The sequence below is a fragment of the Vibrio sp. 2017_1457_13 genome (genome assembly GCF_030851525.1).
Taxonomy (GTDB): domain Bacteria; phylum Pseudomonadota; class Gammaproteobacteria; order Enterobacterales; family Vibrionaceae; genus Vibrio; species Vibrio metschnikovii.
The window spans coordinates 226,878-238,127 of sequence record NZ_VHTA01000008.1 but is presented as its reverse complement, the minus strand read 5'-3'; the positions used below and the strand labels follow the sequence as shown (position 1 = coordinate 238,127).

Annotated in this window: 8 protein-coding genes and 1 pseudogene; 6 read left to right on the top strand and 3 right to left on the bottom strand. The window is 45.6% G+C overall.

The window, feature by feature from the left end:
- Positions 1–128: 128 nt before the first annotated feature.
- Positions 129–917, top strand: a pseudogene (locus FKN88_RS13340) (divalent metal cation transporter); the annotation flags it as partial.
- 102 nt (positions 918–1,019) lie between these two features.
- On the opposite strand, the gene rapA reads toward FKN88_RS13340, so the two are convergent.
- Positions 1,020–3,929 carry an RNA polymerase-associated protein RapA gene (gene rapA, locus FKN88_RS13335; RefSeq protein ID WP_154170081.1) on the bottom strand — a complete coding sequence of 970 codons (2,910 nt, stop codon included), beginning with the start codon at positions 3,927–3,929 and terminating at the stop codon, positions 1,020–1,022.
- A 445-nt stretch (positions 3,930–4,374) separates the two neighbouring features.
- Between rapA and FKN88_RS13330 the strand changes: the two genes are divergently transcribed.
- The 5 genes from FKN88_RS13330 to FKN88_RS13310 all read left to right on the top strand — a co-directional run bounded on the left by FKN88_RS13330 (position 4,375) and on the right by FKN88_RS13310 (position 9,071).
- A complete protein-coding gene (locus FKN88_RS13330) occupies positions 4,375–5,751 on the top strand; it encodes a PhoH family protein (RefSeq protein ID WP_004394601.1) in 1,377 nt (458 codons plus the stop codon).
- Between the two features lie 115 nt (positions 5,752–5,866).
- Complete coding sequence (argF, locus tag FKN88_RS13325) at positions 5,867–6,871, top strand: ornithine carbamoyltransferase (RefSeq protein WP_154170079.1); 1,005 nt, start codon at positions 5,867–5,869, stop codon at positions 6,869–6,871.
- Between the two features lie 260 nt (positions 6,872–7,131).
- Complete coding sequence (gene pyrB, locus FKN88_RS13320; RefSeq protein WP_154170077.1) at positions 7,132–8,061, top strand: aspartate carbamoyltransferase; 930 nt, start codon at positions 7,132–7,134, stop codon at positions 8,059–8,061.
- Between the two features lie 11 nt (positions 8,062–8,072).
- Positions 8,073–8,540, top strand: a complete 468-nt coding sequence (gene pyrI, locus FKN88_RS13315; protein ID WP_158138937.1) for an aspartate carbamoyltransferase regulatory subunit — start codon at positions 8,073–8,075, stop codon at positions 8,538–8,540.
- A gap of 141 nt (positions 8,541–8,681) precedes the next feature.
- Entirely contained in the window at positions 8,682–9,071 is a 390-nt protein-coding gene (locus FKN88_RS13310) for a RidA family protein (protein ID WP_004394597.1), read from the top strand.
- 100 nt (positions 9,072–9,171) lie between these two features.
- Here FKN88_RS13310 and FKN88_RS13305 read toward each other — a convergent pair whose 3' ends face one another.
- Both FKN88_RS13305 and murA read right to left on the bottom strand, forming a co-directional pair.
- Complete coding sequence (locus FKN88_RS13305) at positions 9,172–9,909, bottom strand: 1-acylglycerol-3-phosphate O-acyltransferase (protein ID WP_306687541.1); 738 nt, start codon at positions 9,907–9,909, stop codon at positions 9,172–9,174.
- A 72-nt stretch (positions 9,910–9,981) separates the two neighbouring features.
- The gene (gene murA / locus FKN88_RS13300; RefSeq protein WP_154170075.1) at positions 9,982–11,247 is read right to left on the bottom strand and encodes a UDP-N-acetylglucosamine 1-carboxyvinyltransferase; all 1,266 of its coding nucleotides are present in this window, start codon (positions 11,245–11,247) and stop codon (positions 9,982–9,984) included.
- Positions 11,248–11,250 lie beyond the last annotated feature (3 nt).

Below are 11,250 nucleotides of genomic sequence, written 5' to 3'. Positions count from 1 at the left end.
AGCCAACCAAAATTAGTGTGCCAATGAAGCAGAAGCGTTGCATGATGAACCCCGGCTTCTTGGAGCAAGTCTTGTTAGCTGGATTTAAGTTGGCGGCTAAATTCTAACCATTCATGCGGACGCCCTGAGTGCTCACCCTAGCGACTCTCACCGCAGTCTTTATTGCCGCAACTGGGCCTGCCCCATTAACCGTGGTCAGCGAAACGCCCTCACCTTGGACATTCGCTGCGATCGGTTTTATTGTCGTGACGATGGGCTGGATGCCGGCACCGATTGAAATTTCGAGCTTAACCTCAATGTGGCTAAAAAGTCAGCGCCGCCAACAAAATGTGACTGCACAGTCAGCACTGTTTGATTTTAATGTCGGCTATATTGGTACTGCCGTGCTCGCTATCGTGTTTCTTGCCCTGGGCAGTTTGGTGCTACACGGTACAGGGGTTGAACTGGCACAATCAGGGATTGGATTTTCTCATCAGCTGGTTGGTTTGTACGCTTCCACCATTGGTGAATGGTCGCGCTATTTGATTGCTGTTATCGCCTTTTTCTGTATTTTTGGCAGCACGATTACCGTGATTGATGGCTATTCGCGTGTAATTGCCGAAGCACAGCGTTTACTGCAACATAAAACTCACGCTTCGCCTCGTTTGTTTCAAACATGGCTATTTATCGTTTCAGCGCTGGCGTTAGCCATCATTGTCTTTTGGGCGTTTGCCTTGATGCCGATGCTCAACTTTGCCATGGTAATGGCGTTTATGACCACGCCATTTTTTGCCCTACTTAATTACATCTTAGTCACTAAGACCCCTTTACCAGCCGAATTAGCGCTCGGTAAAAAAACGCGAGCGTTATCGATCGTCGGATTGATTTATCTATTCGGCTTCTTAGCGCTGTTTATTTGGTGGAAATGGCTAATCTAATCGTAAAAGCGGATGCTCTATTTCACGTCCGATTCGAACGGATCAAAAAAGGCTTTGTCATTTGACAAAGCCTTTTAACATTAAAGCGTACGAGATATAACGTTAGTTATGTGAAACCACAATCAAACGCAGTGAATCAAGTTGATATTGCGCTTGAGAAATATACCCACTTAATGCGCTCATCTGCTGCTCTAATGCGCTGATCTCTTCATCACGGATATTCGGGTTAACCGCTTTTAGTGCCAATAAACGTGCCAACTCTGCGTGCAAGTTATTCTCCATCTCCTGCTTGGCCTGCTCACGAATTGCCTCTACTTTCGCGCTAACCGCAGGATCGCTGGCGACGATTAAACGATGTATTTCAGCCTGCACAGAAGCCACCAATTTACTGGCTAAATGACGATTCACCGGGCTTAACTGGCGATTAAAGCTTTCAAAATCGACTTGCGCCGATAAATCATTGCCGCGGCCATCCATCAGAATACGGATAGGGGTTGCGGGTAAGAAACGGCTGATACCGCTGCTCTTAGGCGCTTGAGCATCCACCAGATAGACCATCTCTAATAGAATCGTCCCCACTGGCAGCGCTTTATTTTTCAACAATGATACCGCACAAACGCCAACCCCTTCACTCATTAGAAGATCAATCCCACCTTGAATCATCGGGTGCTCCCAACTGATAAAGTGCATATCTTCACGAGAGAGCGCTGTATTACGGTCAAAAGTAATCGTCGCCCCTTCATAAGGCAAACCGGGATAACTCGAAACCATCATATGTTCAGAAGGCGTAACCACTAAAGCATTGTCACCACGGTCATCTTGATTTAACCCAACGGCATCAAACAAACTTAATGCGAAAGAAACCAGATTGGTATCACCATCGGTTTCTGCAATCGACTGAGCGATCTGCAACGCTTTTTCTCCACCATTCGAGTGCATTTCCAATAAACGGTCACGCCCTTGTTCCAATTGGCTTTTTAGGGTTTGATTAAGCTTAGCTGAAGCCTCGATCACGCTCTCCAATTCACTGCTGTCTGCCGTGGCTAGCATTGCGATCAAAGCTTCGGAGAATTGATCGTAGACCGCACGCCCAGTTGGACACGTTTCGGCAAAAGCATTCAATCCTTCATTAAACCAGCGAGCCAGAATCCCTTGTGACGTCCCTTGCAAATAAGGTACATAAATATCGATGTCATTTTCTTGACCAATACGATCTAAGCGACCAATCCGCTGCTCAAGCAAATCAGGGTTAAACGGCAGATCAAACATAACCAGTTGGTGAGCAAACTGGAAGTTACGTCCTTCAGAGCCAATTTCACTACAAATCAGTACCTGAGCTCCGCCCTCTTCTTGAGCAAAATAAGCCGCCGCTTTATCGCGATCAATGATCGACATTCCTTCATGGAACACCGTCGCGCGGATCCCTTCTCGCTCACGAAGAGCTTGCTCTAATTGCAACGCGGTACTTGAGCGAGATGCAATGACTAAAATCTTTTCGCTACGTTTGGCTTTAACCTTATCAATCAACCAATTGACTCGTGAATCAAACTGCCACCAGCTCGCATCATCGCCTTCAAACTCTTGGAAGATTTCTTCTGGATAGAGCATTTTCATCGCTCGCGCTTGTGGACTCAGCTTACCACCAATCATCCCCGCGACGCGCATTGAAGTACTGTACTGCGCTGGAATCTCCATCGGCAATAAATGCACGTTCCGCTTAGGGAAGCCTTTAATCGCAGCGCGCGTATTTCTAAATAGAACGCGTCCTGTACCGTGGCGATCCATAAGATTGCTGATCAACTCATCACGGGCAGCGGCTTTTTCCTGTTCGTCAGCTTGACTGTCTAGTACCCGCAGTAAGGGCTCGACGTCCTGCTCAGATAATAATTCCGCGATTTGATTTTTTGCGGTATCAGTCAATACAAGACCAGATAACAGCGCACTCACGGCATCAGCGACAGGCGCATATTGCTCTTCTTCTTTAACAAACGCGTCATAGTCATAAAAACGATCCGCATCCAACAAGCGTAAACGAGCAAAATGACTTTCGCGTCCCAATTGCTCTGGTGTCGCGGTTAACAATAATACCGCGGGTGTGCGTTCTGCTAATCCTTCGATGACTTGATATTCACGACTCGGTTTATCTTGGCTCCATTGTAAATGGTGCGCCTCATCAACCACTAACAGATCCCATTCCGCTTCGAGCGCTTGTTCAAAACGTTGCCGGCTTTTACGTAAGAAATCTAATGAACATAAAACATATTGCTGGGTTTCAAACGGATTATCCGCTTCGGCATAGGCCTCAACACAGCGCTCTTCATCAAATACCGAAAAGTGCAAGTTAAAGCGGCGTAGCATTTCTACCAGCCACTGATGCTGCAATGTTTCAGGCACCACAATTAAAATCCGCTCTGCACGTCCAGCCAACACTTGCTGATGAATGATCATCCCCGCTTCGATGGTTTTACCAAGACCTACTTCATCGGCTAACAAGACACGAGGGGCATAACGGCGACCCACTTCATGGGCAATGTATAATTGATGAGGAATTAACCCCGCACGCATACCACATAGGCCGCGCATTGGGCTTTTATGCTGCTGGTATTGATTGGTCAACGCACGATAACGCAACACAAAGTTATCCATCCGATCAATTTGCCCAGCAAACAACTTATCTTGTGGCTTATTGAAGCGGATTTGGTTACTCAGAAAAATCTCTCGCAATGCAATGCCTGCTTGTTGAGTATCTTCACGAGTCCCTAAATAGGTGAGTACGCCCTGATCTTCCACCACTTGTTCAACATTGAGTGACCAACCTTCTTGACTATCAACCGTATCACCGACATTAAAAGCCACTCGTGTGACTGGCGCATCATGACGCGCATACACTCGGTTCTCTTCGGATGCGGCAAACATTAACGTCACTGTACGAGCGTCCATCGCGACCACTGTACCCAACCCTAAATCACTTTCTGTATCACTTATCCAGCGTTGCCCTAAAGCAAAAGTCATCAAGACTACCTCATCTATTGGGATTAAACATTATCCGTTACCGTGACTGCACCGGCGTCAAGAAAAAGTCTACTTGTCCTACCGTTATGGTGCAGAAAAAGGTCGCTAATCTTACTTGATGGCGTGATACAGGTCACGCCCATTCCACGCTTTTTTTCTTGAGTGGCTGGCTGACATCAAAGTGTCACATTTTAATGGCAATGCTAATTCAATAGGTTGCTATACTGAAAAAGACCAGCAGGTTGCCAAACGATACCAAACTGGTATCAGCTTACGTCGAAGTAAGATTTGTTGGCATACGATATGCTTGTTCAAACAGAGAGTATCCATACCAGTTTGCCTTCTATCCGCAGTGATCGACAACCTGGCGACAGCGTAGAATCGATCGTAAGCACAAGAATGCAGACCTTCATTATACCCGCTATCACATAGCAAGGAGACGCTTATGGGCGATACTGACCGGAAACTGTTTGTCCTAGACACCAACATACTATTGCATGAACCTCTTGCAATTTACTCCTTCCAAGAACACGACGTCGTCATCCCGATGACCGTCCTCGAAGAACTCGACAGAATTAAAGACAGCAAACGCGATGTAGCCCGAGACGCACGAGTTGCCATCCGTGCCTTGGAAAACATTTTCCACGATGCAACACCGGATGAGATCTCTGAAGGTATCCCCTTAAAAAATTCAGGTGGCAATAAAGGAACGATTGCCATTTTGGCCGATTACGAAGTGCATGAAACGGTTAAAGCGTTTACCGACAAGGAGGGAGACAATCGGATCTTGAATGCCGTATTGCACCTACAAAATAAGCGCGCACCGCGTTCGGTGGTATTAATCACCAAAGACATCAACATGCGTTTACGTGCGAAGGGAGCGGGAGTACGCTTTGTTGAAGATTACCGAACTGACCAATTAATTGACGATGTACAATACCTAACAAAAGGCTTTCAGACCCGTCCCGGTAATTTTTGGGATAATGTCGATAGTGTGGACAGTTATACTCTGGGAGGCAAAACTTTCCATAAATTGGATCGCAAACCCTTCGAACCCACCTACATTAATCAATATGTATTGGATGAAGAAAGTGACTTCACCGCTCGAGTCGAAACCCTCAGCGATGACTCAATAACCCTACGTGATCTTGGACGTGAACGGCTCATGCACCGCAAAGTCTGGGACATTATGCCAAAAAACATTTATCAAGCCATGGCATTAGATGCCTTGCTCGATCCTGAGATTGATCTAGTCATTCTCACCGGCGCGGCCGGTAGTGGTAAAACGTTACTGGCTATGGCGGCCGCCTTAGACCAAACCATCGAACGCAAAATGTTCGATAAAATCATTGTGACTCGCAACACACCCGACATTGGTGAGTCGATTGGCTTTTTACCGGGTAGTGAAGAAGAGAAAATGATGCCGTGGTTAGCCGCCATCACCGATACTTTAGAAGCGCTGCACAAGCACGATCACTGTACCGAGGGCTCGCTCAAATACATCTGTGATAAAGCCAATATTCAATTTAAGTCGATCAACTTTATGCGTGGCCGCTCAATACAAAATGCCTTTGTCTTATTGGATGAGTGCCAAAACTTAACCGCATCACAAATTAAAACCATCATTACTCGTTGTGGAGAAGGAACCAAAATTGTCTGTTCAGGTAACTTGGCACAAATTGATTCCCACTACCTCACACCAGTAACCTCAGGGCTTACCTATATGGTTGAGCGTTTCAAAAACTTCGAAGGCAGTGCCAACATCCATCTCAATGGTGTCGTCCGCAGCCGCTTAGCCGAATTTGCGGAAGAAAACTTGTAATCCAATGCGGTGAGTTATTTCACATAACTCACCGCTCAACAAAAAATAATTATTCACTTTTATAGCATTTATATGTTTAACTGGTCCTATTCTTTTTTATGGTTAAGGACTCGATATGGCTTTTAATTTGCGTCAGCGTAATTTTCTAAAATTACTTGACTTCACTCCCCAAGAAATTCAATTTTTGTTGAGTCTAGCGGCGGACTTAAAGCGAGCCAAATACTCAGGCACCGAGCAAAAAACCTTGCTGGGCAAAAACATCGCGCTTATTTTTGAGAAAGCCTCCACACGTACCCGCTGCGCTTTTGAAGTTGCCGCCTTTGATCAAGGCGCTCAAGTCACCTATATTGGCCCTTCCGGATCGCAAATTGGCCATAAAGAATCGATGAAAGATACCGCACGAGTATTGGGCCGTATGTACGATGGCATCCAATATCGCGGTTATGGTCAATCGATCGTCGAAGAACTTGGCCAATATGCTGGGGTTCCAGTATGGAATGGCCTGACTGATGAGTTTCATCCAACGCAAATTCTGGCTGATTTCCTAACCATGCAAGAGTTTTCTCATGGTAAAGCTCTAAATCAAATCCGCTTTGCTTATCTTGGTGATGCGCGCAATAACATGGGTAATTCACTCATGGTCGGCGCGGCAAAAATGGGCATGGATATTCGCTTAGTCGCTCCTAAAGCTTTCTGGCCAGATCGTCAATTAGTCGATATTTGTCAAAGTATTGCCCAACAAACAGGGGCAAGTATTACCTTGACCGAAGATGTGGCAGAAGGCGTCAAAGGCTGCGATTTCCTCTACACCGATGTTTGGGTCTCAATGGGAGAAGAACCCGAAGCGTGGGACGAACGCGTGACGATCATGACGCCTTATCAAGTTAATATGGCGGCTATTCGTGCCACGGGGAATCCTCACGTTAAATTCATGCACTGCTTACCCGCCTTTCATAATGATCAAACCACCGTTGGTAAACAAGTAGCCGAAAAATATGGTATGCAAGGCTTAGAGGTTACTGAAGAAGTGTTTGAGTCCGAACACGCGATCGTGTTTGATCAAGCGGAAAACCGACTCCATACCATCAAAGCCGTGATGGTCGCCACCTTAGGTGGATAACCATGCATTTAATGGTTAATAAGTAAACGAAAAACTCACTAAGCAAACGCTTGCCTTGAGAAAAGTTCGGCGTATAATGCCCAGCAATTTGTCTAAGGGGTGGCTTGTGAACAGAAACGATATCAACCATGTTTCTATGCTTCATTGCGGTGAGCAATTTTGCTTACTAGTCAATGCGTTGTTACCCTTTATTGATAATAAATAGCCTCCCAGATCGGGGGGCTTTTTTATGGCCGAAACACCAAGCAAGGGAAGACATTATGACCAATTCGCTTTACCAAAAGCACATCATCTCCATTTCTGAGCTATCACGAGCAGAACTGGAATTGATTGTCCACACCGCAGGTCAGCTAAAAGCAGAACCGAAACCGACTCTGATTAAAGATAAGGTTATTGCCAGTTGTTTTTTCGAACCCTCAACTCGAACGCGACTCTCTTTTGAAACAGCGGTACAACGTATCGGTGGCAGCGTGATTGGTTTTGATAATGGTGGTAATACGTCACTGGCTAAAAAAGGCGAAACCTTAGCCGATTCAGTTCAGGTGATAGCCTCTTACGTTGATGCATTTGTTATGCGTCATCCTCAAGAGGGAGCCGCTCGTCTTGCTTCTGAATTTTCCAATGGCATACCGGTGATTAATGCTGGTGATGGTTCGAATCAACATCCGACACAAACCCTGCTCGACTTATTCTCCATTTTTGAAACTCAAGGCCGTTTAAATAACTTAAACATCGCCTTTGTTGGTGATTTGAAATATGGCCGTACTGTTCACTCTTTAACTCAAGCATTGGCGAAATTTGACAACAACCGCTTCTTCTTTGTCGCTCCAGAAGCACTGGCAATGCCCGATTACATTTGTGAAGAACTTGATGATGCCGGGCTGCAATACAGCCTACATAGCGATATGGAAAGCGTGATCCCTGAACTCGACATTTTATACATGACACGAGTCCAAAAAGAACGTTTCGATGAATCAGAATACGCGCATATTAAATCCGCCTTCGTATTAACGGCGACGATGCTGCAAGACGCTCGCGCAAACATGAAAGTCCTCCATCCGTTGCCACGGGTTGATGAAATCACAACGGATGTCGATAAAACCTCTCACGCCTACTTCTTTCAACAAGCCGAGAATGGGGTCTATGCCCGTGAAGCACTGCTCGCCCTTGTGTTAAATGAGTCACTGTAATGGAGCCGAACATGAATAAAGAGACTAAACTGCAAGTTGAAGCGATTAAAAACGGGACGGTTATTGATCACATCCCAGCCAAGGTTGGGATCAAAGTCTTGCGTTTATTTGATATGCACAACTCTCACCAACGCGTCACTATTGGACTCAATCTTCCCTCTTCTGCACTTGGCCATAAAGATCTCCTGAAGATAGAGAATGTCTTTATCAACGAAGATCAAGCCAATAAACTCGCACTTTATGCCCCCCATGCAACGGTTAACCAAATAGAAGATTATCAAGTCGTTAAAAAATTAGCCTTAACGCTGCCAGAAAAGATCAATAACGTTTTTGCTTGCCCAAACAGCAACTGTATCTCACACAATGAACCCGTTGAGAGTAGCTTCCGCATTTTTGAGAAAGCCAATGAAATTCGTCTTAAATGTAAATACTGTGAGAAAGTCTTTTCACGCGAAGTGGTCACCGAACGCGAAGCCTAAACAGAGTTCATTCGTACTAACGACGTAACATCCATAAACGAAGTGCAAACCGCCAAGGTTCTGCCGATTGCCTCTTTACCTCTACTAGGTTTAGAGGCACACTAAAAACTCATTTTTAATCAAGATTATGGAATAACTCGCATGACTAAAGTTCTGCATACCGAATCGGCTCCAGCGGCAATCGGTCCTTATATTCAGGGAATTGATTTAGGTAACATGGTGTTGACTTCAGGCCAAATCCCTGTAAACCCAGTGACAGGTGAAGTCCCTGCTGATATCGCTGCTCAAGCAAAACAATCTTTAGATAACGTTAAAGCGGTGGTTGAATCGGCAGGATTAACGGTAGGTGATATCGTTAAAATGACCGTGTTTGTCAAAGATCTCAATGATTTTGCGACCGTAAATCAAGTATACGGTCAATTTTTTGATGATCACAACGTCGCCAATTACCCTGCACGTTCTTGCGTTGAGGTGGCTCGTTTACCGAAAGATGTTGGGATTGAAATTGAAGCGATCGCTGTTCGTCGATAAGCGTTCTCGCGATAAAAAAGGTTGCTTGATAAGCAACCTTTTTTCTTTTCTCTGATGTATTAGCGAGACTTCAACGGCTCAGTGATTCTATAAAAGACAATTATCCACGAGCTGGTTGAGCATCTAATCGCGCCACTTCGGCATCAAGTTCAGCCAATTTGATTTGCATATCATGGTGACACTGCTTAGATAATTCACGGACTTGTTCTCGAGTTAACCCTTCCGTACTAACGGGCGGCAGCATTTCGACAATCACATGACCATTCTTCCAACGATTTAAACGTAAATGATTGGTAGAACTACAGACGATCGGAATAATCGGCACTTTCGCACCTATCGCAGCATGAAAAGCACCCGCTTTAAAAGGCAGTAACCCCCGGCCACGGGAACGCGTTCCTTCAGGGAACATCCAGACCGAAACGTCACTGTTATTCATACTATCCACCACTTGATCAATCGTGCCTTTGGCTTTGGCCTTATTGCTGCGATCAATCAAAATATTGCCGGTTAGCCAATACAACTGACCAAACAACGGCGTCCATAATAGGCTTTTTTTGCCTACCGTGACCACTTTAGGCGTTACCGCCGCAGAGACGGTAAAAAGATCCCAAGTATTTTGATGGTTAGCAATATAAATCGCCTGACCACGATGATAAGCATCCTCAGGAATACGCAGCTCTAAAGTAATACCAAATACCCGAGACATTTTGGCAAACAGACGGCCAAAGGTGAAAACGTGTTTTGGATTGCGCGGACTGAGCAAACAATAGCCACATCCAAAAACAAACATCACAACAGCAAATAGAGCTAATGCCAAAAGACGCAAGACAGCAATCATGCAGATTCTCCAATGGAGCTTAAATAAAAAAGCCGAAATCCTAAAATTTCGGCTCATTAACCCTTGAGCCCGTTAGTTTGGCTCACTGACACGTTCGATATGAGCCCCTAACGCCGACAATTTATCTTCGATGCGTTCATAGCCACGATCGATATGATAAATCCGATCAACGATGGTTTCACCTTTAGCAATACAACCCGCGATCACTAAGCTCGCGGAAGCTCGTAGATCCGTTGCCATCACTTGAGCTCCACTCAATGATTCGACATCACCACAAATCACCGTGTTCCCCTCAACTTCGGCTTTGGCTCCCATACGCATCAATTCAGGTACGTGCATAAAACGGTTTTCAAAGATGGTTTCGGTAATTTTACCGCCACCTTTGGCCATCATATTCAGGAGAGTAAATTGGGCTTGCATATCGGTCGGAAAACCAGGATGGGGAGCGGTGCGAATTGACACGGCTTTCAGCTCTCGCCCAGTCATGTCCAAACTTATCCAATCATCGCCAGTTTCAATTTCTGCGCCAGCTTCTTCTAATTTAGCGAGTACCGCTTCCAGTAAACTGGCTTTGGTATTGCGACAGAGGATCTTGCCATGAGAGACTGCCGCAGCAACTAAAAAGGTGCCCGTTTCAATGCGATCAGCAACCACAGCATGACGACCACCACCAAGACGTTCAACACCCTCGATAGTGATACTGTCTGTACCTGCACCGGTAATTTTAGCGCCGAGTTTATTTAAAAAGGCAGCAGTATCAACAATTTCCGGCTCTCGAGCAGCGTTATCTAATACCGTTTTACCTTCTGCCAATGTCGCGGCACACATGATGGTAATCGTGGCACCGACACTGACTTTGTCCATAACAATATGCGCACCTTGTAAGCGCCCATCAACGCTCGCTTTGACATAACCGTCTTCTAACGTAATCGTCGCACCCAATTGCTCGAGGCCATGAATATGCAAATCGACGGGACGTGCACCAATCGCACAACCACCGGGTAGCGAAACTTGGCCTTGACCAAAGCGCGCAACCAGTGGACCCAATGCCCAAATAGAGGCACGCATGGTTTTTACGAGGTCGTATGGCGCGCAATATTGGTTAATTTGGCTAGCGTCAACATGAACCGAACCATTACGTTCCACTTTTGCGCCTAAGCGTTTGAGCAGTTCCATCGTGGTATTAATGTCACGTAAGTGAGGGACGTTAGCGACTTCAATTGGTTCTTCGGCCAAAATGGACGCAAATAAAATAGGCAGTGCAGCATTTTTTGCACCGGAAATGGTCACTTCACCTTGCAGCGGCTTATCTGACCCAATAACTCGAAATTTTTCCATTAA

Bases quoted from the DNA above. Each gene is read 5' to 3' on its own strand.
- rapA (WP_154170081.1), bottom strand. From the start codon at position 3,929: ATGACTTTTGCTTTAGGGCAACGCTGGATAAGTGATACAGAAAGTGAT.
- FKN88_RS13330 (WP_004394601.1), top strand. From the start codon at position 4,375: ATGGGCGATACTGACCGGAAACTGTTTGTCCTAGACACCAACATACTA.
- argF (WP_154170079.1), top strand. From the start codon at position 5,867: ATGGCTTTTAATTTGCGTCAGCGTAATTTTCTAAAATTACTTGACTTC.
- pyrB (WP_154170077.1), top strand. From the start codon at position 7,132: ATGACCAATTCGCTTTACCAAAAGCACATCATCTCCATTTCTGAGCTA.
- pyrI (WP_158138937.1), top strand. From the start codon at position 8,073: ATGAATAAAGAGACTAAACTGCAAGTTGAAGCGATTAAAAACGGGACG.
- FKN88_RS13310 (WP_004394597.1), top strand. From the start codon at position 8,682: ATGACTAAAGTTCTGCATACCGAATCGGCTCCAGCGGCAATCGGTCCT.
- FKN88_RS13305 (WP_306687541.1), bottom strand. From the start codon at position 9,909: ATGATTGCTGTCTTGCGTCTTTTGGCATTAGCTCTATTTGCTGTTGTG.
- murA (WP_154170075.1), bottom strand. From the start codon at position 11,247: ATGGAAAAATTTCGAGTTATTGGGTCAGATAAGCCGCTGCAAGGTGAA.